The following is a 21,516-nucleotide window of genomic DNA, read 5'->3' as shown; positions in this document are numbered from 1 at the left end:
ACGTCAGGCGCGGGACGGTTGGATGAGCGCGAGCACGCCTTGCAGCGGCACCTGCGCCCAATCGACACGGTTGTCGAGTTCGTAGCGCAACTCGTAAAGGGCTTTCTCGAGTTCGAACAGCGCGAGCAGTTCGCCGTCGAGCGCCCCGCCGTAGCCCGCCAGGAAAGCTTCGCGCGTCGCCTGCTCCCACGCGACGGCCGGGGCGGCCAGCCGCTCGGCCTCGTCGGGGTTCTGCGCCACCCGGCGCAGCGCCGACCAGCGCGCGTAGTTGAACGAGCGCAGCATGCCGGCCACGTCGCGCAGCGGCGAGCTCTTGGTGCGTCGCTCCTCGAAGCTGCGCGCGGGCTCGCCCTCGAAATCGATGATGACGAAGTCGTTGTCCTTCACCAGCACCTGGCCGAGGTGGTAATCGCCGTGGTAGCGGCTCTTGATGCCGGTGCCTTCCACCGGCCGTCTCGCCTCGATGCCGGCCTGCAGCGTGCCGGACGCCGCGAGCAGCGTGCGGGCGTCGGCCTGCACCGTGGGCGGCAGCAGGTCGAGCCGTTCGCGCAGCAGCGCGAGCGTTGCCTCAGCGTCGCTCGCGGCATGGGCCTTGAACCCGGCGAAGTCGGCAGACGCCAGCGGCTCGGGGTCGAATGCGGCGGCGCCCGTGCGCACGGCGAGCGCCTGGTGCAGCTCGGCCGTGCGGCGGCCCAGCGTGGCCATCAGCGCGAGGAAGCCGCCGTGCACCTCCGACACGGCGGGCGCGCCGCCGTCGGTGGTGGCCACGTCGCGCAGGAAGCGCTCGAGGTAGCCGAGCGTGTAGTCCCAGCCGTCGCCCTGGTTGGACACGTAGCTCTGCACCATGGCGAGCGTGATCGTGCGGCCGTCGTTCGCCATGTACTCGAGCGCGCCGAGCACCGGCACGCAGTGCGGGTAGCGCGCCACCTCGGTCAGGAAGCGGCCCATCTCCAGCTCGGGGTTGATGCCTTCGCGCACGTGCCGATAGCCCTTGAGGAACAGGGTCTCGTCCAGCGTGACCACCGTGTTGCTGCTCACGCCGCTCGGGCGGCCCACAGGCAGCGCGTCGATGTCGGCGCCGACTTGCGCGAAGGCCGCCGTCGGCTTGAAGACCAGCCTGCCGTTCGCCGTCGCAAGCTCGGTCCCCTTGCCGATGGCACGCACCAGCTCGCGGCAGAAGGCCTCGTCGTAGAAGGCGTCGCCCATCAGCCCGACCTGCGCCTGCTGCCGCACCTTCGCGATCGCGGCCTGCGCCACGCCGGCCATGCGCTCCTCGTCGCGCTCTTCCCACGCCAGCGCGAGCGGCATGAAGTAGGCGGCGCCGCCGGGCGGGCCATCGAGGTCCAGCAGCGGCAGCATCCAGCTCAGGCCGCCGACCTCCCACACGGCATGGTCCACCAGCCGCGCGCGCCCGATGGCCGTGCCCTTGGAGGCATACCAGCGCTGGATCTCGATGTGGCGCGGCAGGATCTCCAGCTCGAACTGGTTGCGCATGCGTTCGGCCATGTTGATGCGCCAGGGCATCACACGGTCGCGGAAGAAGCTGGTCCAGCCGTCGAACAGTACCAGCGTGGGCCACTCCTGCAGCGCCACGCCTTCCTGGTGCCAGCTCGGCGCATCGGCCTCGGCGGCGAGCTTGAACCAGTAGAAGCCGTACGAAGCCAGCGTGAGCAGGTACGGCAGCTCGCCGATGGGCGGGAACGGTGCGCGCCCCAGCATCTCGATGGGCACGAAACCCTTGAACTCCGACAGGTCCAGCTCCACCGGCTGGGCCGCGCGCGACAGGTTGAACACCGTCAGCACCACGTCGCTGTCGTACTCGCTCAGGTAGGCCAGGATCTTGCGGTTGCCGGGCTTCAGGAAGCGGCGCCTGCCGCGCCCGAAGGCGTGGCTGGTCTTGCGCACGGCGAGCATGCGCCGGGTCCAGTTGAGCAGCGAGCTGCTGTCGCGCGCCTGGGCCTCGACGTTGAGCGCCTCGTAGCCGAACATCGCGTCCATGATCGGCTGCAGGTAGAGGCGCTGCGGGTCGGCGCGCGAGAAGCCCGCGTTGCGGTCGGGGCTCCATTGCATCGGGGTGCGCACGCCATTGCGGTCGCCCACGAACACGTTGTCGCCCATGCCGATTTCGTCGCCGTAGTAGATGATGGGCGAGCCCGGCATGGACAGCAGCATGCCGTTCATGAGCTTCACGCGATCGGGGTCGTTCTCCATCAGCGGCGCGAGCCGGCGGCGGATGCCCAGGTTGATGCGCGCGCGCATGTCGGCGGCGTACATGGTGTACATGTAGTCGCGCTCCTTGCTGGTCACCATCTCGAGCGTCAGCTCGTCGTGGTTGCGCAGGAAGATGGCCCACTGGCAGCCCTCGGGGATGTCGGGCGTCTGCGCCATGATCTCGACGATCGGGTGCCGGTCTTCCTGTGCGATGGCCATGTACATGCGCGGCATCAGCGGGAAGTGGTAGGCCATGTGGCACTCGTCGCCGTCGCCGAAGTACTCGCGCACGTCCTCGGGCCACATGTTGGCCTCGGCCAGCAGGAAGCGGTTGCGGTACTGCGCATCGATGGCCGCGCGCAGCCGCTTGATCACCGCATGGGTCTCGGGCAGGTTCTCGTTGCTGGTGCCGTCGCGCTCCACGAGGTAGGGAATGGCGTCGAGCCGGAAGCCGTCCACGCCCATGTCGAGCCAGAAGCGCATGGTCTTGAAGATGGCTTCCATCACCGCCGGGTTGTCGAAGTTCAGGTCGGGCTGGTGGCTGAAGAAGCGGTGCCAGAAGTACTGCTTGGCCACCGGGTCCCAGGTCCAGTTCGACGTCTCGGTGTCGGTGAAGATGATCCGCGTTCCCTGGTAGATCTGGTCGGTGTCGCTCCACACGTAGAAATTGCGCTCGGGCGAGCCGGGCGGTGCGAGCCGCGCGGCCTTGAACCAAGGGTGTTCGCTCGAGGTGTGGTTGATGACCAGCTCGGTGATCACGCGCAGGCCCCGCTTGTGCGCCTCGGCCAGCATCTCGCGGAAGTCGTCGAGCGTGCCGTACTGCGGGTGCACGTCCTCGTACTCGGAGATGTCGTAGCCGTCGTCGCGCAGCGGCGAGGGGTAGAAGGGCATCAGCCAGATGGTGTTGACGCCCAGCTCCTTCACGTAGTCGAGCTTGGCGGTCACGCCCTTGAAGTCGCCCATGCCGTCGTTGTTGGAGTCGAAGAAGGCCTTGACGTTGAGCTGGTAGATCACGGCGTCGCGGTACCACAGCGGATCGTCGCTGTTGTCGATCTCGACGGTTTCGAGCGCGATGTGCGAGACGGGTGCATTCATGGGCCGGCGACCTCCTCACAGGAAATAATCGAAGTCGCGCTCGTCGCCATGGCGCCGGCGGACCACGAAGATGTGTGCGGGCACGCTGCGCGGATCGAGCCGCACGTAGTGCCAGTCGCCCTGCCAGGTGAAGCGCTGTCCGCTCAGCAGGTCGTGCATCTGGAAGGCCCGCGAGGAAGGAACGCCGACGCTGCCGGGTTCCAGCCCGAGCCAGCCCGATTGCGGCTCGTGCGGATCGAGGCTGACGACGGTGACGATCACGTTGAGGCCGTCCGGCGATTCCTTGGCATAGGCCAGCAGCCGGTCGTTGTCGATGTGCAGGAAGCGCAGGCTCCGGTCCCGCTGCAGCGCCGGGTTCTCGCGGCGGATGCGGTTCACCCGCGCGATGAAGGGGGCGAGGCTCGCGGGATCGTCGTGGTTCCAGTGGCGCAGCTGGTACTTCTCGGAATCGAGGTATTCCTCGCTGCCGGGTCCGCGCGGCAGGTGCTCGCGCAACTCGTAGGCCGGCCCGTAGATGCCGTAGTTGGCCGCCAGGGTGGCCGCCAGCACGAGCCTGGCCATGAACACCGCGGGCTCGCCGGTCTGCAGCTGCTCGTGCAGGATGTCGGGCGTGTTGGGCCAGGCATTCGGGCGGAAGTAGTCGATGCCGGGGGCGCTCGAAAGCTCGGTGAAGTACTCCTGCAGCTCCTGCTTGGTGTTGCGCCAGGTGAAGTAGGTGTACGACTGCGAGAAGCCCAGCTTCGCGAGCCGGTGCATCACCTTGGGCCGCGTGAAGGCCTCGGCAAGGAAGATGGTGTCGGGGTGTTCGCGCTTCACCTCGCCGATGGCCCACTCCCAGAACGGGAAGGCCTTGGTGTGCGGGTTGTCCACCCGGAAGATGCGCACGCCCTCCCCGATCCAGTGGTCGATCACGCTCTTGAGCTCGGCCCACAGTTCGCGCCATTCCTTGCACTCGAAGTTGAACGGATAGATGTCCTGGTACTTCTTGGGCGGGTTCTCGGCGTATTGCACGCTGCCGTCCGGGCGCCAGCGGAACCAGTCGGGATGCTCCTTCACGTAGGGATGGTCGGGTGCGCACTGGAAGGCGATGTCGAGCGCGATCTCGAGGCCGTGTTCCGCGGCGCGTGCAAGCAGCCGCCGGAAGTCTTCGGGCGTGCCGAGCGCCGGAAGGATCGACTTGTGCCCGCCTTCTGCCGCCCCGATGGCCCATGGGCTTCCCACGTCTTCGGGGCCGCTGGCGAGCGCGTTGTTGGGGCCCTTGCGCTGCACGCGGCCGATCGGGTGGATCGGCGGGAAGTACAGCACGTCGAATCCCATCGCCGCGATGGCCGGCAGGCGTGCTTCGACATCCTTGAAGGTGCCGTGCACGCCCGGCTGGGGACTGGTGGAGCGCGGGAACAACTCATACCAGGTGCTGAAGCGCGCGCGCTCCCTGTCGACGGCCAGCGGCAGCTCGATGGGGTAGCGCGCCTCATGCCGCCTGTCGGGATGGCGGCGCACGAGCGCGGCATATTCCTCGTCGAGCGCCAAGGCCTTGAGCGAACCGATGTCGCAGCCGGGATCGGCCGCCATGGCGTCGAGCTCGGTCGCCCAGCGCTGCAGCTCGACGCGGTCGGTACCCTCTGCCCGCGCGGCGGCGGCGGCGATTTCGAGCGCACCGATCTGGGCCGCGATGCGCACGTCCGCGGGATCGACGCGCCGCGTGAGCTCGTGGTGCCACGAGTCGAAGGAATCCACCCACGCAACGCAGGTGTAGACGTAGCGACCGAGGGACGGCGGCGAGAACGCGGCCTCCCACACGTCGTTGCCGAGCGGCTTCATCGGTACTTCGCGGAAGTCGGCCTGCTCGTGCGCGCGCCAGCACAGCTGCACCCGCAGCACGTCGTGCCCGTCGGTGAAGCAATGGGCGCGAACCCGGACCCGCTCGCCGACGACGCACTTGACGGGAAACCGCCCGTTGTCCACGCATGGCAGGACGGCATCGATCACGGCGCGCACGGCGCCCTTCTCGATGTCTGCCGCCGCGGGTACGGGACGCGTCGCAAAGATGTTCTTCATGAGGCGCTGTGCTCCAGGATCAGCGTGGACAACGGCGGCAGCGTCAGGCACACCGATTGCCTTCGGCCGTGCGAACGCACGGGGGCCGCTTCGACGCCCCCGAAATTGCCCCAGCCGGAGCCGCCGAATTCGGTGGCGTCGGTGTTGATGAGCTCGCGCCAGTGGCCGCCGAGCGGCACGCCCAGCAGGTAGTTGGTGCGCGGCACCGGGGTCATGTTGCTCACGACGAGCAGCGGCGGACTGCCGTCGCTCGCCTTGCGCAGGAACGCGAACACGCTGGCGTCGGCATCGTCGGCGGCAATCCATTCGAATCCCGGCGACGAAAAATCCAGCTGATGGAGCGCGGGCGCGCCGCGGTAGACGTGGTTGAGCCGGGCCACCAGGCGCTGCAGCCCGCCGTGCCCCTGGAGCTCGCACACCCACCACTCGAGCTCGCCGTCGTGCGTCCATTCACGGCGCTGGCCGAATTCACCGCCCATGAAGAGCAACTTCTTGCCCGGATGCGCCCACATGAAACCGAACAGCGCGCGCAGGTTGGCGAACTGCTGCCATTCGTCGCCCGGCATCTTGTTGAGCAGCGACCCCTTGCCATGCACCACCTCGTCATGCGAGAGCGGCAGCACGAAGTTCTCGTGAAAGGCGTACACCAGCGAGAAGGTCAGCTTGTGGTGGTGGTACTTGCGATGGACCGGCTCTTCCTTCATGTACGCCAGCGCGTCGTGCATCCAGCCCATGTTCCATTTCTCGCCGAAGCCGAGGCCGTCCATGTCGGTGGGCCGCGATACGCGCGGCCACGCGGTCGATTCCTCCGCCACCGTGATGGCGTCGGGGTGCTCGCGATAGACCGCCCGGTTCAGCGTCTGGATGAAATCGATCGCCTCCAGGTTCTCCCGGCCGCCGTGGCGATTGGGAATCCATTCGCCATGCCCGCGCGCGTAGTCGAGATAAAGCATCGAGGCGACGGCATCCACGCGCAGGCCGTCGACGTGGTACAGGTCGAGCCAGAACAGGCCGGAAGACACCAGGAAGCTGCGCACCTCGGGCCGGCCGTAGTTGAAGATGCTTGAATTCCATTCCGGATGGAAACCCTGGCGCGGATCGGCATGTTCATAGAGGTGCGTACCATCGAAATACGCAAGGCCGTGCTCGTCTGTCGGAAAGTGCGAAGGCACCCAGTCGAGCAGCACGCCGATGCCCTGCTGGTGCAGGTGATCGACGAGGTACATGAAGTCCTGCGGCGAGCCGAAGCGCGACGTGGGCGCGAAGTAGCCGGTGGTCTGGTAGCCCCACGAGCCGTAGAACGGATGCTCGGTCACGGGCATGAGCTCCACGTGCGTGAAGCCCATCTCGTTCACATAGGCGGCGAGCTGGCGCGCGAGCTCCCGGTAGTCCAGGAACCGCCCGTCGCGGCGGCGCCATGAGCCAAGATGCACCTCATAGACCGACATCGGGGCGTCGAGCGCATTGCGCGAGCCGCGCGTGGACATCCACTGCGCGTCCGCCCATTCGTACGAAAGCTCGCAGATGCGCGATGCGGTCGCGGGTGGCGGCTCGGCACTGAAGGCGACCGGGTCGGCCTTGTCCACCGAGTAGCCGCCGTAGCGGGATCGAATGCGGTATTTGTAGGCCTGGCCGATGGTGGCATTGGGAGCATGGCCTTGCCATATGCCGGTGCCATCGGCACTGGGCCTCAGCGGATCGGCATCGCCGGACCAGTAGTTCCAGTCTCCCACTACCGACACCGACTCTGCATTCGGCGCCCACACGGCGAAATGGGCGCCGCCCTCTTTGGAGGGATGGCAACCCAGCACGTCATACAGGCGGGAGTGGGTCCCCTCGCGGAAAAGATGGACGTCTTGCTCGTTCTGGAGTGAATGATTCAACGGCACCGGCAACCCTCGGATTGAAGCCGGCGGAACGATGGTCAAGGAACGACGTCGGTTTCCGCAGGGCTTGGTGCCAATCTGCAGCGAGCCAAGGCAGCGCAGGTACGGCCTGCACCGCCTCGTCTTGTCGGAGAGTTGCCTGTTCGCCGGGGTTTCGCTTCGCGCAGCGTGCAGGACATTTGGCATAACGCCTGGTGCCCGGGGCGACGCCGCGCACTGGAAAGGGGCGCTCAGCGCGCAATCGGAATGATGGGCGGAGGCCTAATGACTTACTGCGCAGTCTTGTCCTGCGGCTGGTCGTGCGGCAGCGGCTCGGCATCGAAGCGCTCGAACCCGCAGTAGCAGAGAAAGTGGCGATTGGCGGCTCGGCCGAACAGCGTCATGCCGAGCTTGCCTGCCAGCTCGTGCCCCATCGCGGTGACGCCATTGCGCGAGGCGATGATCGGCACACCCATGTGGGCCGACTTCATCACCATCTCGCTCGTCAGACGCCCTGTCGTGTAGAAGACCTTGTCGCCACCGTCGACGCCATGGACCGCCATCCACCCTGCGATGGTGTCAATGGCGTTGTGCCTTCCGACGTCTTCCACGAACACCAGCATGTCGGTTCCGCGGAACAGCGCACAGCCGTGCACCGACCCTGCGTGCCGATGCACGCTGTTGCGCGATCTCATCAGTTCGAGAATCCGCAGCAGCGTGCCTTGGGCGATGCGTGCCGATTGCGCCGGCGGCAGGCGGACGGAGGCGAGCTGGGCCATCGCATCGCCGAAAACGGTGCCTTGTCCGCAACCTGTCGTCACGACCCGGCGCGCGGTCTTCTCCCCGAGTCTGGCGACGCCGCGATGCGACTTCACGGCGGCCGCATCCACGCTCCAGTCGACATCGATGCTCTCGATGTCGCTTGCGCGCTGGATCAGGTCCTGATTCAGCAGATAGCCCAACACCAGCAGCTCCGGCGAGGCGCCCAAGGTCATCAGCGTGACGAGCTCGCGCTTGTCCACGAAAACGGTCAACGGCCGCTCCGCCGGAATATCGATGTCGCGCCGTTCTCCGTGCTGGTCGACGATCTCGATCCGGCGCAACAGCGGGCTGCGCGCCTGGTTCAGGCGAGGCGTGCCGGCACGCGTGGAGAGCTGTACCGCATCAAAGGCCAGCGGCGCTTCGTCTTCAGGTGGGGCCATGCAGGAATCCTACGCCACCGGACTGCCGCGACATGCCGGATCCGCGGGCCTCCCGTCGAAGGGGATACTTCTCGCAGGCTTTCGTGCCATCGGCTATCGTTCGTTCGATGCCTTCCTCGGACACTCCTGCCGCCAAGGGCCGCCCGGCGCTCGACGTCGCGGTGGTCATGCGCCGCGAGCGCCTGCACGGCCCCTCGAGCCACTGGCAGCCCTGGCGCTGGACGCTCGACAGCGTGCTGCCCGACGAGCCCGGCTTCGGCACCGAGCCGCGCCTGCTGCGCAATGACGGCGGCGAGCAGCACTGGCTGCATCCCGGCTTCAAGGTCGAGCTGTTCCGCGACGAGGCCGAGGGCTACCACCTCAACGCGATCACGCCAACGCCGTGCTGGTTCGTGCTGTGGCGCATGGACGAGGAGGCAACGCTCGCGTCCGAGCCCATCCCCCGACCGGTCGTGGTGACTCTGAGCTACTACGAGGCCGGGCGCTGGCTCGATGCGCAGGAAACGGTAGAACAGGTTCCGGCACCTGCAGAGGTGGTCGACTGGGTGCGCGCCTTCGTGGACGAGCACTACGTGATCGAACCCAAACGCCGCCGGCGGCCCGAGAGCTTCCGGTCGCTGGTCGACCGTTTCGGCAACGCCGCGAGCGTGACGACCGAGAAGAAGCGCGGGCGGGGCGCTGGCGATGTCTGAGGGTTTTCTCGGACGGTGGTCGCGCCGCAAGCAGGAGGTGCGGGCGGCCGAGACCGCCGTGGAAGAGAAGGCCCCGCCGGCAGCGGCACCTGTTCCGACGCCAGCGGCGGCACCCGCCCCCGTCGCGGAGGCTGCCGCCCTGCCCCCGGCGGGTGAACAGGAAGCTCCGCCGCCACTGACGCTCGCCGACGTGGACGAGCTGGGCATCGAGTCGGACTACAAGCCCTTCCTGGCCAGGGAGGTCACGCCCGAGGTCAAGAACGCGGCCTTGCGCAAGCTCTTTTCCGATCCGCATTTCAACGTGATGGACGGCCTCGACACCTACGTCGACGACTATTCCCGATCCACCCCCGTGCCCGAGAGCGTGCTGCGCCAGATGGCGAGCGCCAAGTTCCTCGAGCTCTTCGACGAGGCGCCCGAGGACACTCCCCCGGAAACCCCCGACGACGCCGAGGCAGCGAAAGTGGCACAGTCCAGGGAATGTGAAACGCTTCCCAGCCCGCCGGTTGCCGAAATGCAGCCCGCCAGCCAAGAAACCGATGACCACCACGCTGATTTGCGACTGCAACCGGACGATGCCGCTCGAGCCGAAGACCCTCGGCGCGGCACTGGCTGAAACGCTTCCGCTGCATTCGTCGCTGTGCCGCCGCGAGGCGACTTCCTTCCAGCGCGCCATCCAGTCCGGCGACGAGGTCGTGGTCGCCTGCACCCAGGAAAAACGGCTCTTCGGCGAACTCGCCACGCAGACGCCCGACGCGACCTCGCCGGTCCGCTTCGTCAACATCCGCGAGACGGGCGGCTGGAGCCGCGACGCCAAGAGCGCGATGCCGAAAATCGCCGCGCTGCTGGCCGCCGCCAGCCTGCCCGAGCCGGAGCCCGTCCCGACCGTGAGCTACACCAGCCAGGGCCGCCTGCTGATCATCGGTCCGCTCGACGAAGCCGAGCGCGCCGCGGCACTGGTCGGCGACACGCTCGACGTGACCTTGCTCGCGCAGGGTCCCGGTGCAGTCGGCGGCGCACAGGCGCGCCGCTGGCCGGTGATAGCCGGGCGCATCGATTCGCTCACCGGCTGGCTCGGCGCCTTCACGCTGCACTGGACGCACGACAACGCGATCGACCTCGACCTGTGTACCCGCTGCAACGCCTGCGTCGTCGCCTGCCCCGAGCAGGCCATCGGGCTGGACTACCAGATCGACAACGCGCGCTGCACCTCGCACCGCGATTGCGAGCGCGCCTGCAGCGCGGCGGGCGCCATCGATTTCAGCCGCAAGCCCCAGGCGCTCGATGCGGCGTTCGACCTCGTGCTCGACCTTGGCCCCGCGCCGCTCATCGACTGGCACGCGCCGCCGCAGGGCTACTTCCACCTGTCCGGCGGCGTCGCGCATGCCGAGGGCCTGCAGACGCTGCTGCGCGTGCGCGAACTGGTCGGGGAATTCGAAAAGCCCAAGTTCTTCGACTACAAGCAGAAGCTCTGCGCGCACAGCCGCAACGAGGTGGTCGGCTGCAATGCCTGCGTCGACGTGTGCTCGGCCCATGCCGTGAGCAGCGACAAGGAACGCCAGCGCATCGTGGTCAACCCGAACCTGTGCGTGGGCTGCGGCGCCTGCACCACGGTGTGCCCGACGGGCGCGCTGGGCTACACCTACCCGCGCGCGCCCGACCAGGGGCTCAAGCTGCGCAAGCTGCTCGCCACCTATGCAGCGGCGGGCGGCCGCGACGCCGCGCTGCTGCTGCACAGCCAGGAAGGCGGCCAGGCGCTGCTCGAGCAACTCGGCCGACAGGCGCAGCTCGGCAAGGCGCAGGGCGTGCCGGCGCAGGTGATCCCCGTGGACCTCTTTCATGCGGCCAGCACCGGCATCGACCTGTGGCTGAGCGCGATCGCCTTCGGCGCCTCGCAGGTGGCGGTGCTTTGCACCGGAGAGGAAGCGCCGCAGTACCTCGCGGCACTCAAGACGCAGATGGACATCGCGCAGGCGCTGTTGTTGGGCCTGGGCTACACCGGTACGCATTTCCGCGTGATCGAAGCCGACTCGCCCGCCGTTCTGGATGCCGCGCTGGCCAGCTTGCGCACGACCACGCAGCGCGTGCCGGCCACCCCCGCCCGCTTCGCCGTCGGCGCCGACAAGCGCGACCGGCTCGAGATGGCGCTCGACCACCTGATGGGCACGGCGCCCGCCCTGCAGACGCAGCTCGACGCACCGCTGGCTTTCGGGTTGCCGGCAGGATCGCCCCTGGGCGCCATCGCGGTCGACAAGGACAAGTGCACGCTGTGCCTGGCCTGCGTCGGCGCCTGCCCGTCGGGCGCGCTGCTGGACAGCCAGAGCGCACCGCAGCTGCGCTTCATCGAAAAGAACTGCGTTCAATGCGGCTTGTGCGAGACCACATGCCCCGAAGACGCCGTCTCGCTCTTGCCGCGCCTGCTGGCTGCGCCCGAGCGCAAGCAGCAGGTGCTTCTGAACGAGGCCAGGCCCTGGGTCTGCATCCGCTGCAGCAAGCCCTTCGGTACGCAGAAGGCGATCGAGGCCATGCTCGGCAAGCTGGCCGGGCATGCGATGTTCCAGGGCGAAGCGCTGGAGCGCCTCAAGATGTGCAGCGACTGCCGCGTCATCGACCTCTACAGTGCCACCAACGAAGTGAAGATCGCCCCGCTATGAGCCAGACCTTTCCCGCCTCTTCCGCACTCGACGAGGAGGTGGCCCGGGCGGAGCTCTACGGCCTGCTGGCGCGGCTCTGGTACGCCGCACCCGATGCCGGGCTGCTGGAGGCCTTCCAGGTGGCGCCCACCGAGGCGCCGGCCGCGGGCGCCTTTCTCGAGGAACCGTGGCGCCAGCTGGTCGGCATCGCGCGCGACACGAGCGCGGCCGCCGCGCACGACGAATACGACGCGCTCTTCGGCGGCATCGGCAAGCCCGAGGTCTTCCTCTTCGGCTCGCACTACCTGAGCGGCTTTCTCAACGACAAGCCACTCGTGCAGTTGCGCAACGACCTCGACCGGCTGGGCCTGGCGCGCACCGAGACCACCTGCGAGACCGAGGACCACATCGCCTGCCTGTTCGAGGTCATGCGCTACCTGATCGCCGGCGAAGACGCAGCGGTCGCCAACCTCACGCAGCAGCAGGCCATCTTCTCGAAGCACATCCAGCCCTGGCTGCCGGCCCTGTGCGAGGCCGTGTCGCAGCATCCGAAGGCGCGGTTCTACGCGGCGCTCGCCGTCTTCACGCGCGCGTTCGGCGACGTCGAGGCACAGGCCTTCGACATGCTGGCCTGAGGCAACGGAACGCAAGGGCTATTCAGGTTGCTCACCGGTTGCTGCTGGTCTAGTATTTGTAAGGGCGGACGGGTTTTCTTCTCTCGTCGGGCCCAGCCACTCCAGGGGTCAGCATGCAGGACAGCAAAAATACCGGCCTCGAGCCGGCATCCCGTCGGGGATTCTTCCTCGGTGCCGCAACGGCCGGCGTCGCCGCAGTGGCCGTCACGGCGCTTCCGAAGGTGGTGCAGACGCCCGTCGCCGCCCCCTCCCCCCTGCCACCCGCGCCTGAAAACGGCGGCGGCTATTCCCTGAGCGAGCACGTCAAGCGCTACTACGCGACCGCTTCAGCCTGAGGAGTACCTGTTGTGCTTCTGACCAAAAAATCCCCAGGCACCGCGAGTCAACCTGCCTCCGGCGCGTCCACCCACGCGTCGCCCTTCGTCCACAGCCTTCGGCGCGGCCTCGCGAACGCGCTGCCGACGATGGACCGGCGCGCCTTCCTGCGGCGCTCCGGCCTCGGTGTCGGTGTGGGCCTGGCCGCCAGCCAGCTCACGCTGATCCAGAAAGCCAAGGCCGCTGACGGCAAGCCCGCGGCCATCGGCGCCGGCAAGATCGAGGTGAAGCGCACCGTGTGCTCGCACTGCTCGGTCGGCTGCGCGTCCGACGCCGTGGTCGAGAACGGCGTGTGGGTCCGGCAGGAACCCGTGTTCGACTCGCCCATCAACCTCGGCGCCCACTGCGCCAAGGGCGCCGCGTTGCGCGAACACGGCCATGGCGAATATCGCCTGCGCTACCCGATGAAGCTCGTCAACGGCAAGTACGAGCGCATCAGCTGGGACACAGCGCTCGACGAAATCACGGCCAAGCTCAAGGAGCTCACCAAGGCCAGCGGGCCCGACGCGATCTACTGGATCGGTTCGAGCAAGCACAGCAACGAGCAGGCGTACCTGCTGCGCAAGTTCGTGAGCTTCTTCGGCAGCAACAACTGCGACCACCAGGCGCGCATCTGCCACTCGACCACGGTCGCGGGCGTGGCGAATACTTGGGGCTACGGCGCCATGACCAATTCGTACAACGACATGCGCAACGCGAAGGTCGCGATGTACATCGGCTCGAATGCGGCCGAGGCGCACCCCGTGAGCATGCTGCACATGCTGCACGCCAAGGAACACGGCTGCAAGATGATCGTGGTCGACCCACGCTTCACCCGCACCGCGGCCAAGGCCCACGAATACGTGCGCATCCGCTCGGGCTCGGACATCGCGTTCCTGTTCGGCATCCTGCACCACATCTTCAAGAACGGCTGGGAAGACAAGCGCTACATCAACGACCGTGTCTACGGCATGGACGAGGTGCGCGCGGACGTCATGAGCAAGTGGACGCCCGACAAGGTCGAAGAGGCCTGCGGCGTCGGCGAAGCCCAGGTATTGAAGATCGCGACCATGCTGCACGAGAACCGCCCCGGCACCGTGGTCTGGTGCATGGGCCAGACGCAGCACACCATCGGCAATGCCATCGTGCGGGCTTCGTGCATCCTCCAGCTGGCGCTCGGCAACGTCGGCACGTCGGGCGGCGGCACCAACATCTTCCGCGGGCATGACAACGTGCAGGGCGCGACCGACGTCGGCCCGAACCCCGATTCGCTGCCGGGCTACTACGGCCTGGTCGAAGGGTCGTGGAAGCACTTCGCCGCCACCTGGGGCGTGGACTTCGAATGGATCAAGAGCCGCTTCGCATCGCCCGCGATGATGAGCAAGCCCGGCATCACGGTGTCGCGCTGGATCGACGGCGTGCTCGAGAAGAACGAGCTGATCGACCAGGACTCGAACCTGCGCGGCGTCTTCTACTGGGGCCATGCGCCCAACTCGCAGACCCGCGGCCTCGAGATGAAGCGGGCGATGGACAAGCTCGATCTGCTCGTCGTCGTCGACCCCTATCCGTCGGCCACGGCCGCGATGGCCGCGATGCCGGGCAGGCCCGAAGACGCCAATGCGAACCGCGCGGTCTACCTGCTGCCCGCGTGCACGCAGTTCGAAACCAGCGGATCGGTGACGGCGTCGAACCGGTCGGTCCAATGGCGCGAGAAGGTGATCGAGCCGCTGTGGGAAAGCCGCAGCGACCACATGATCATGCAGCAGTTCGCCGACCGGCTGGGCTTCGGCAAGGAGCTCAGCAAGAACTACAAGATGCAGAAGGTCAAGGGCATGGACGAGCCCGTGCCGGACGACATCCTGCGCGAGATCAACAAGTCCTGCTGGGCCGTCGGCTACTCGGGCCAGAGCCCCGAGCGGCTGCAGGCGCACATGCGCAACATGGCCGCCTTCGACGTGCGCACGCTCAAGGCCAAGGGCTCCGTCAAGGACAAGGTCAACGGCTACGACATCTCGGGGGACTACTTCGGACTGCCCTGGCCCTGCTACGGCACGCCCGAGCTGAAGCATCCCGGCTCGCCCAACCTCTACGACACGTCCAAGCACGTGATGGATGGGGGCGGCAACTTCCGCGCGAACTTCGGTGTCGAGCGCAATGGCAAGAACCTTCTGGCCGAAGACGGCTCGTACTCGCTCGGCGCCGACATCACCACGGGCTATCCCGAACTGGACCACGTGTTGCTCAAGAAGCTCGGGTGGTGGGACGAGCTCACCGAGGCCGAGAAGCCCAAGGCGGAAGGCAAGAACTGGAAGACCGACAGCTCGGGCGGCATGATCCGCGTGTTCATGAAGAACCACGGCTGCCACCCCTTCGGCAATGCCAAGGCGCGAGCCGTCGTGTGGAATTTTCCGGATGGCATTCCGCAACACCGCGAGCCGCTCTACGGCACGCGTCCCGACCTGGCCGCGAAGTACCCGACCCACGACGACAAGATGGCCTTCTGGCGCCTGCCCACGCTCTACAAGACCGTCCAGCAGAAGAACATCGCCGACAAGATCGCCGAGAAATTCCCCTACATCATGACCTCGGGCCGGCTCGTGGAATACGAGGGCGGCGGCGAGGAAACACGCTCCAACCCCTGGCTGGCCGAACTGCAGCAGGAGATGTTCATCGAGATCAATCCGAAGGTGGCGGCCGAGAAGAACATCCGCAACGGCGAGCGTGTCTGGGTGCACACGCCCACCGGCGCCAAGCTCAACGTGCAGGCTCTGGTGACCGAGCGCGTCGGGCCCGACACGGTGTTCATGCCCTTTCACTTCTCGGGCCGCTGGCAGGGCCAGGACCTGCTCGCCTACTACCCGAAGGGCGCGGCGCCCGTCGTGCGCGGCGAGGCCATCAACACCGGCACGACCTACGGCTACGACAGCGTCACCATGATGCAAGAGACCAAGACCACTGTCTGCAACATCGAGAAAGCATGAGGAATCACCATGGCAAGAATGAAATTCGTCTGTGATTCCGAGCGCTGCATCGAGTGCAACGGCTGTGTCACGGCCTGCAAGAACGAGAACGAGGTGCCCTGGGGCGTGAATCGCCGCCGCGTGGTCACGCTCAATGACGGCCTGCCGGGCGAGAAATCGATCTCGGTGGCCTGCATGCATTGCTCCGACGCACCCTGCATGGCGGTGTGCCCCGTGCAATGCTTCTACCGCACCGAAGAAGGCGTGGTGCTGCACGACAAGGACGTGTGCATCGGCTGCGGCTACTGCTCGTACGCCTGCCCCTTCGGCGCGCCGCAATTCCCGTCGCAAGGCACCTTCGGCGCACGCGGCAAGATGGACAAGTGCACCTTCTGCGCCGGCGGCCCCGAAGCCAACGGCTCCGAAGCCGAGTTCGAGAAGTACGGCCGCAACCGCCTGGCCGAAGGCAAGCTGCCGGCCTGTGCCGAGATGTGCTCGACCAAGGCGCTGCTGGCCGGCGACGGCGACGTGGTGGCCGACATCTTCCGCACCCGCGTCGTGCAACGCGGCACGGGCGCCGAAGTCTGGGGCTGGGGCACGGCCTATGGCTCGCAGCAGGCCGGCACGCCGACTACCGGAGGCACCAAGTGAAGCGCGCGGTCGCGACCCTCGTCGTGCTCGCTTCGGGCGCGATGCTGCTTGCGGCCTGCACCGAGAAGCCGCAGACGAACGCGGAGGGCGTCAAGCACGATGCAGTGCCCTGGAGCGGCACCGGCACGCAGGCCAACACCGGCACGGCCTTCACCGCGCCCGGCTGGAAGGTGGGCGACAAGACGGCGTGGGAGCAGCAGATCAAGGTTCGCTCCAACGGGCAGAACGAGTACATCCGAGAAAACTGAACCGGAGGCCGCATGAGCGTCACCATTCGCACCAGGCGGGCGTTCCACGCGCTGTTGGCGACCGCGCTCCTGGGCTGTGCGGCGGTGGCGCTGGCCCAGGACGCCAACCCGGCCGCGAGCGGCGCCGTCGCGGCTTCGCCCGCCCCTGCTTCGCCTGCTTCCGCTTCCACCGCCGCTGCCGCACCGAAGGCCGAGGGCGGCATCCGCAGCCAGAACATCTTCGAGGTCAAGCCCGAGGCCAGCGCCGACCCGAACTACCTTAACCAGACCAACGGCGAGCGCAACAAGGTGCAGCCCGGCAACAACGCACCGATGTGGCGCCAGGTGAGCGGCGGCATCACCGGCTACAGCAGCCTGCCCGTGAGCGAGGCGCCCGAGGCCGGCAACCTGATCCAGCGCTTCGTGCAGTACCCGGGCTCGCGCTTCACCAACGCGGGCGAGGCCTGGCGGCAGGTGCGCAACAGCTGGATCATTCCGTACGGCGCGGCGCTGCTCTTCGTCACGCTGCTGGCGCTGGCCATCTTCCATTTCACGCGCGGGCCGATCCGGCTGCACGGCGCCGAGACCGGCCGCAAGATCGAGCGCTTCACGCCGTTCGAGCGCGCCACGCACTGGTCGAACGCGCTTGCCTTCGTCACGCTCGCGCTGTCGGGCATCGTGATGGCCTTCGGCAAGTTCTTCCTGTTGCCGGTGCTCGGCAGCGCGCTGTTCGGCTGGCTCGCCTACATGCTCAAGACCGTGCACAACTTCGTCGGACCGCTGTTCGTCGTGACCACGCTGTTCATGATCTTCACTTTCATCCGCAGCAACTGGCCGCGGGCGGAAGACCTCAGCTGGCTGCGGCACGGCGGCGGCCTGTTCGGCGGCAAGGAGCCCGCATCGCACCGCTTCAACGCCGGCGAGAAGGCCGTGTTCTGGGGCGGCGTGCTCCTTCTGGGCAGCATCGTCATCGGCTCGGGGTTGTTCCTCGACAAGCTGTTGCCGGGCTTCGTCTACACGCGCGGCGAGATGCAGATCGCGCACATGGTGCATGCGGTGGCCACGCTGCTCATGATGGCCATGATCCTGGGCCACATCTATATCGGCACGCTGGGCATGACCGGCGCCTACAAGGCGATGCGCGAAGGCTATGTCGACGAAACCTGGGCGCGCGAGCACCATCGCCTCTGGTATGACGACATCGAGGCCGGCAAGATCCCGGCGCAGCGCTCGGCGCCCCCCGACGCATCGGACCCGGCGCGGCCGGTGACCGCGCAAGGAACCTCCGCATGAAGCACACGCTGACCCTTCTCTTCGCGCTGGCGCTACCGCTGGCTGCATCGTCCGTTTTCGCCAAGCTTCCCGCGCCCACGCCGGAAGCGCAGGCGAAGGCCGCCGAGGCTGCAGCCCGCACCGCATGGAGTACCAAGACCGACGCCTACCTGCTGTGCAAGGCACAGGACCAGGTCGCAGCCAAGTACCGCGCCAGCGCCCAGTCCGCAGGCAAGCCGGTACCGGCCGCGGCGACCACACCGCCCTGCGTGGATCCGGGCCCTTACGCCGCGGCGCCCGCGGGCGAAACCAAGCCCATCGAAGCCTCGGGCGCACATTCCCCGGCCTCCACGGCTGCATCGCCGCCCAGTACGAACCAGCCCTCGGCACAGACCCATCCCGCACCCAAGAATTAAGTCAGCCGCCGCGCGCAAGCGCGGGCGAGACTGAACCTGATGCCCCCACCCGAACGAACTGCCTCGACCGATGTGCGCATGCGCGGCTTCACCCAGCGCGCGGAGGTTCCCGATGCGCTCGCCTGGATCGACGCCCACACGCCGCTGCTGCCGGGCGAATCCGTGGCGGTTGAAGAGGCCGCGGGACGGGTACTGCTGCATGAGGTGATCGCACCCATCGCGGTGCCCGAATTCGACCGCTCGGCCATGGACGGCTATGCGCTGCGCGGCGGCGAGACCACGGGGGCCGGCGAATACAACCCGTTGGAGTTTCCGATCGCGGGCCATGCCTGGCCCGGCCGGCCTTTCGATGGCGCCGTGCCCGCGGGCGCAGCCATCCGCATCATGACCGGCGCTCCGGTACCGCTGGAACTGGATGCCGTGGTGCCCGCCGAATATGCGAGCGAGCAGGACGGGCGCCTGGCCATCACGCGGGCTGTGGCACCGGGCCAGCATGTGGGCCGCGTCGGCGAGGACATCGCGCGCGGCAGTACGGCGCTGGCCGCGGGACGCCGGCTGCGACCGCAGGACGCGGGGCTGGCGGCTTCGCTGGGCCTGGCGCAGTTGCAGGTGGTGCGCCGGCCCCGCGTGCGGCTGCTCGTGACCGGCAATGAAGTGCGCGCACCCGGCACGCCCAAGGGGCCCTTCGACATCTACGACGCCAACTCCGTGACCTTGCGCGGCCTCGTGGCGCGCGACGGCGGCCTGCTCGAGTCGCACCAGCGCCTGGGCGACGACCCGCAGGTCATTGCCCAGGCGCTGGCGGCGTCCGATGCCGACGTGGTGCTCGTCTCCGGCGGCTCCAGCGTGGGCGCCGAGGACCATGCGCCGCGCCTGCTGGCCGAACTCGGCGAGCTGGCCATCCACGGCATCGCGATGCGGCCCTCCAGTCCGGCCGGCATGGGCCGCATCGGCGACACGCTGGTCTTCCTGCTGCCGGGCAACCCGGTCTCCTGCCTGTGCGCCTACGACTTCTTCGCCGGGCGTGCGATCCGCCGGCTCGGCGGCCGGTCCGCCGACTGGCCCTACCCCCGCACGCGCGCAACCGTGGCGCGCAAGATCGTCTCCCAGGTCGGACGCGTCGACTACGTGCGCGTGAAGATCGGCGAAGAAGGCGTGGAGCCGCTCGCGCTGTCGGGCGCGTCCATGCTGAGTTCGACCACGCGGGCCGACGGCTTCGTCGTCGCGCCCGCAGAAAGCGAAGGCTTCGGGGCCGGGATCGAAGTCACTGTTCATCTTTACGAGTGCCTGTGAAACCCCAATCGCAATTTCTCGATGTCGTCACGCGCGACGAGGCCGAACGCCGCTTCCGTCGACACCTCAGGCTCGCGCCACTGGGTCGCGAGACCGTTCCCCTGCACGAGGCGCTGGGCCGTGTGCTGGCCGAAGACGTGGTCGCCGCGATCGACGTGCCCGGCTTCGACCGCTCCAACGTCGACGGCTTTGCCGTGCAGGCCGCCGACACCTGGGGCGCAATGGAAGAACAGGCCCGCCTGCTGACGCTCGCCGACGAGACGTTGGCGCCCGGCATCGTGCCGCAGCGCGAAGTGACGGGCGGCCATGCGACGGCGATCGCCACGGGCGGCATGCTGCCTCGCGGCGCCGATGCGGTGGTGATGGTGGAGCACACCGATGCCGAGGACGGCCGGGTGCAGATCCGCCGTGCGGCCACCGAAGGCGAGAACGTCAGCTACGCCGGCACCGACATCGCGCGCGGAGAAACGGTGCTGCGTGCCGGCCAGGCGTTGAGCTCGCGGGAGATCGGCGTGATCGCGGCACTCGGCCTCGCCGAGGTCGGCGTGTACCGCAAGCCGCGCGTGGCCATCTTTTCCACCGGCAACGAGATCGTCGCGCCCGGCGCGCCGCTGCCCACGGGTGCGGTGTACGACTCCAACGCCGCCATCATCGGCGCCGCCGTCGAGGAACTGGGCGGCCAGCCCGTGCGGCTGGGCGTGATTCCCGATGACGAGGCCGCACTGTCGGCCGCGCTCGCACAGGGGCTGGCCTGCGATGCCGTGGTCTTCTCGGGCGGCACATCCAAGGGCGAAGGCGACCTCTCCTACCGTGTGGTCGCCGCGCTCGGCGATCCGGGCGTGGTGGCGCACGGCGTGGCGCTCAAGCCCGGCAAGCCGGTGTGCCTGGCGGTCACGGGCGGCAAGCCGGTCGTGATCCTGCCGGGCTTTCCGACCTCGGCGGTCTTCACCTTCCACGAGTTCCTGGCCCCCGTGATCCGCGCCTTCGCCGGCCGGCCGCCGGAGCGGCGCGAGCATGTGGACGCCAAACTGCCGATGCGCGTGAACTCCGAGCGCGGCCGCACCGAGTACCTGCTCGTGGGCCTGGTGCCCACCGACGAAGGCCTGGCGGCCTACCCGATGGGCAAGGGCTCGGGCTCTGTCACCACGTTCAGCAGCGCGGACGGGTTCATCACCATCGGCCAGCACACCGAGATCGTCGATGCCGGCGCGCCCGTGCAGGTGCAGCTGCTGGGCCATGGGCTGGACGCCGCGGACCTGATCTTCATCGGCAGCCACTGCGTGGGCCTGGACTGGCTGGCCGGGGAGCTGGTGCGCCAGGGCATTCGCATCAAGGCCATGAACGTGGGCAGCACGGGCGGGCTGATGGCCGCACGGCGCGGCGAATGCGACGTGGCGGGCATCCACCTGATGGACCCGGCCACCGGCGTCTACAACCGGCCACTGCTCACGCGGGAGCTGGAACTGATCCCGGGGTATGGCCGCATGCAGGGCATCGTCTATCGCCCGTCGGACGCGCGCTTCGAGGGGCGCGATGCCACCGCGGCCATCGCCGCCGCGATCGCCGGGCCCGGCTGCACCATGGTCAACCGCAACGCCGGCAGCGGCACGCGCATCCTCATCGATCGCCTGCTCGGCAGCGCCAAGCCGCCCGGCTACGGCGTGCAGACCAAGTCGCACAACGCGGTGGCCGTGGCCGTGGCGCAGCAGCGCGCCGACTGGGGCCTGGCCATCGACACGGTTGCACGGCAGTACGGCCTGGGCTTCATCCCGGTGCAGGAAGAGCGCTACGACTTCGTGGTGCCCAGGGCACGCCGCGAGCGCGCGCCCGTGCAGGCATTCATTGCCTTGCTGCAATCGGCCGCGGCCCGCGAGGCGCTGAGCCGGTTGGGCTTTCGCGTCGATCCCGCTGTCTGATCCAGCAGGACGGTACATCCTCAACTTCCAAGGACC

The 21,516-nt window shown here is 68.0% G+C and carries 16 protein-coding genes; 12 read left to right on the top strand and 4 right to left on the bottom strand.

What is annotated here, in order from left to right; all coding sequences use genetic code 11:
- Positions 1 to 3 precede the first annotated feature (3 nt).
- The 4 genes from treS to PMI12_RS12880 all read right to left on the bottom strand — a co-directional run bounded on the left by treS (position 4) and on the right by PMI12_RS12880 (position 8,431).
- The gene (gene treS / locus PMI12_RS12895) at positions 4 to 3,306 is read right to left on the bottom strand and encodes a maltose alpha-D-glucosyltransferase (RefSeq protein WP_007832910.1); all 3,303 of its coding nucleotides are present in this window, start codon (positions 3,304 to 3,306) and stop codon (positions 4 to 6) included.
- Between the two features lie 15 nt (positions 3,307 to 3,321).
- Positions 3,322 to 5,364, bottom strand: a complete 2,043-nt coding sequence (locus PMI12_RS12890; RefSeq protein WP_007832908.1) for an alpha-1,4-glucan--maltose-1-phosphate maltosyltransferase — start codon at positions 5,362 to 5,364, stop codon at positions 3,322 to 3,324.
- Positions 5,361 to 7,253: a 1,4-alpha-glucan branching protein GlgB gene (glgB, locus tag PMI12_RS12885; RefSeq protein WP_007832906.1), complete on the bottom strand. Its 1,893-nt coding sequence runs from the start codon at positions 7,251 to 7,253 to the stop codon at positions 5,361 to 5,363. The genes PMI12_RS12890 and glgB overlap by 4 nt, the downstream gene beginning before the upstream one ends.
- Positions 7,254 to 7,519: 266 nt before the next feature.
- Entirely contained in the window at positions 7,520 to 8,431 is a 912-nt protein-coding gene (locus PMI12_RS12880) for a formate dehydrogenase accessory sulfurtransferase FdhD (protein ID WP_007832904.1), read from the bottom strand.
- 107 nt (positions 8,432 to 8,538) lie between these two features.
- Between PMI12_RS12880 and PMI12_RS12875 the strand changes: the two genes are divergently transcribed.
- The 12 genes from PMI12_RS12875 to PMI12_RS12825 all read left to right on the top strand — a co-directional run bounded on the left by PMI12_RS12875 (position 8,539) and on the right by PMI12_RS12825 (position 21,480).
- Entirely contained in the window at positions 8,539 to 9,123 is a 585-nt protein-coding gene (locus tag PMI12_RS12875; protein ID WP_007832902.1) for a DUF3305 domain-containing protein, read from the top strand.
- Positions 9,116 to 9,739, top strand: coding sequence for a DUF3306 domain-containing protein (locus tag PMI12_RS12870; RefSeq protein WP_007832900.1), 624 nt, complete (start codon positions 9,116 to 9,118; stop codon positions 9,737 to 9,739). Before PMI12_RS12875 ends, PMI12_RS12870 begins: the two co-directional genes overlap by 8 nt.
- On the top strand, positions 9,699 to 11,777 hold the full coding sequence (locus tag PMI12_RS12865) for a 4Fe-4S dicluster domain-containing protein (RefSeq protein WP_007832898.1): 2,079 nt from the start codon (positions 9,699 to 9,701) through the stop codon (positions 11,775 to 11,777). The genes PMI12_RS12870 and PMI12_RS12865 overlap by 41 nt, the downstream gene beginning before the upstream one ends.
- Complete coding sequence (locus PMI12_RS12860; protein ID WP_007832890.1) at positions 11,774 to 12,391, top strand: TorD/DmsD family molecular chaperone; 618 nt, start codon at positions 11,774 to 11,776, stop codon at positions 12,389 to 12,391. The genes PMI12_RS12865 and PMI12_RS12860 overlap by 4 nt, the downstream gene beginning before the upstream one ends.
- Positions 12,392 to 12,504: 113 nt before the next feature.
- Positions 12,505 to 12,726, top strand: coding sequence for a hypothetical protein (locus PMI12_RS28185; RefSeq protein ID WP_007832888.1), 222 nt, complete (start codon positions 12,505 to 12,507; stop codon positions 12,724 to 12,726).
- A gap of 12 nt (positions 12,727 to 12,738) precedes the next feature.
- Positions 12,739 to 15,726 carry a formate dehydrogenase subunit alpha gene (locus tag PMI12_RS12855; protein ID WP_007832886.1) on the top strand — a complete coding sequence of 996 codons (2,988 nt, stop codon included), beginning with the start codon at positions 12,739 to 12,741 and terminating at the stop codon, positions 15,724 to 15,726.
- A gap of 9 nt (positions 15,727 to 15,735) precedes the next feature.
- Entirely contained in the window at positions 15,736 to 16,356 is a 621-nt protein-coding gene (gene fdh3B, locus PMI12_RS12850; protein ID WP_007832884.1) for a formate dehydrogenase FDH3 subunit beta, read from the top strand.
- Entirely contained in the window at positions 16,353 to 16,604 is a 252-nt protein-coding gene (locus tag PMI12_RS12845; protein ID WP_007832882.1) for a hypothetical protein, read from the top strand. Before fdh3B ends, PMI12_RS12845 begins: the two co-directional genes overlap by 4 nt.
- A gap of 12 nt (positions 16,605 to 16,616) precedes the next feature.
- Positions 16,617 to 17,876 carry a formate dehydrogenase subunit gamma gene (locus PMI12_RS12840; RefSeq protein WP_007832881.1) on the top strand — a complete coding sequence of 420 codons (1,260 nt, stop codon included), beginning with the start codon at positions 16,617 to 16,619 and terminating at the stop codon, positions 17,874 to 17,876.
- Positions 17,873 to 18,271, top strand: a complete 399-nt coding sequence (locus PMI12_RS12835; RefSeq protein WP_007832880.1) for a hypothetical protein — start codon at positions 17,873 to 17,875, stop codon at positions 18,269 to 18,271. Before PMI12_RS12840 ends, PMI12_RS12835 begins: the two co-directional genes overlap by 4 nt.
- Positions 18,272 to 18,310: 39 nt before the next feature.
- Positions 18,311 to 19,564 (top strand): molybdopterin molybdotransferase MoeA, encoded by a 1,254-nt coding sequence (locus PMI12_RS12830; protein WP_042673310.1) that lies wholly within the window; start codon positions 18,311 to 18,313, stop codon positions 19,562 to 19,564.
- A complete protein-coding gene (locus PMI12_RS12825) occupies positions 19,561 to 21,480 on the top strand; it encodes a molybdopterin biosynthesis protein (RefSeq protein ID WP_007832878.1) in 1,920 nt (639 codons plus the stop codon). The genes PMI12_RS12830 and PMI12_RS12825 overlap by 4 nt, the downstream gene beginning before the upstream one ends.
- Positions 21,481 to 21,516: the final 36 nt, after the last annotated feature.

Source organism: Variovorax sp. CF313 (assembly GCF_000282635.1).
Taxonomy (GTDB): domain Bacteria; phylum Pseudomonadota; class Gammaproteobacteria; order Burkholderiales; family Burkholderiaceae_C; genus Variovorax.
This window is presented reverse-complemented; position numbering and strand designations above follow the sequence as displayed.

Excerpts from the sequence above, each read along its gene's own strand:
- PMI12_RS28185 (WP_007832888.1), top strand. The coding sequence starts at position 12,505 with ATGCAGGACAGCAAAAATACCGGCCTCGAGCCGGCATCCCGTCGGGGA.
- PMI12_RS12870 (WP_007832900.1), top strand. The coding sequence starts at position 9,116 with ATGTCTGAGGGTTTTCTCGGACGGTGGTCGCGCCGCAAGCAGGAGGTG.
- PMI12_RS12890 (WP_007832908.1), bottom strand. The coding sequence starts at position 5,364 with ATGAAGAACATCTTTGCGACGCGTCCCGTACCCGCGGCGGCAGACATC.
- PMI12_RS12860 (WP_007832890.1), top strand. The coding sequence starts at position 11,774 with ATGAGCCAGACCTTTCCCGCCTCTTCCGCACTCGACGAGGAGGTGGCC.
- PMI12_RS12830 (WP_042673310.1), top strand. The coding sequence starts at position 18,311 with ATGCCCCCACCCGAACGAACTGCCTCGACCGATGTGCGCATGCGCGGC.
- PMI12_RS12875 (WP_007832902.1), top strand. The coding sequence starts at position 8,539 with ATGCCTTCCTCGGACACTCCTGCCGCCAAGGGCCGCCCGGCGCTCGAC.
- PMI12_RS12840 (WP_007832881.1), top strand. The coding sequence starts at position 16,617 with ATGAGCGTCACCATTCGCACCAGGCGGGCGTTCCACGCGCTGTTGGCG.
- PMI12_RS12865 (WP_007832898.1), top strand. The coding sequence starts at position 9,699 with ATGCCGCTCGAGCCGAAGACCCTCGGCGCGGCACTGGCTGAAACGCTT.
- PMI12_RS12835 (WP_007832880.1), top strand. The coding sequence starts at position 17,873 with ATGAAGCACACGCTGACCCTTCTCTTCGCGCTGGCGCTACCGCTGGCT.
- PMI12_RS12880 (WP_007832904.1), bottom strand. The coding sequence starts at position 8,431 with ATGGCCCCACCTGAAGACGAAGCGCCGCTGGCCTTTGATGCGGTACAG.
- treS (WP_007832910.1), bottom strand. The coding sequence starts at position 3,306 with ATGAATGCACCCGTCTCGCACATCGCGCTCGAAACCGTCGAGATCGAC.
- fdh3B (WP_007832884.1), top strand. The coding sequence starts at position 15,736 with ATGGCAAGAATGAAATTCGTCTGTGATTCCGAGCGCTGCATCGAGTGC.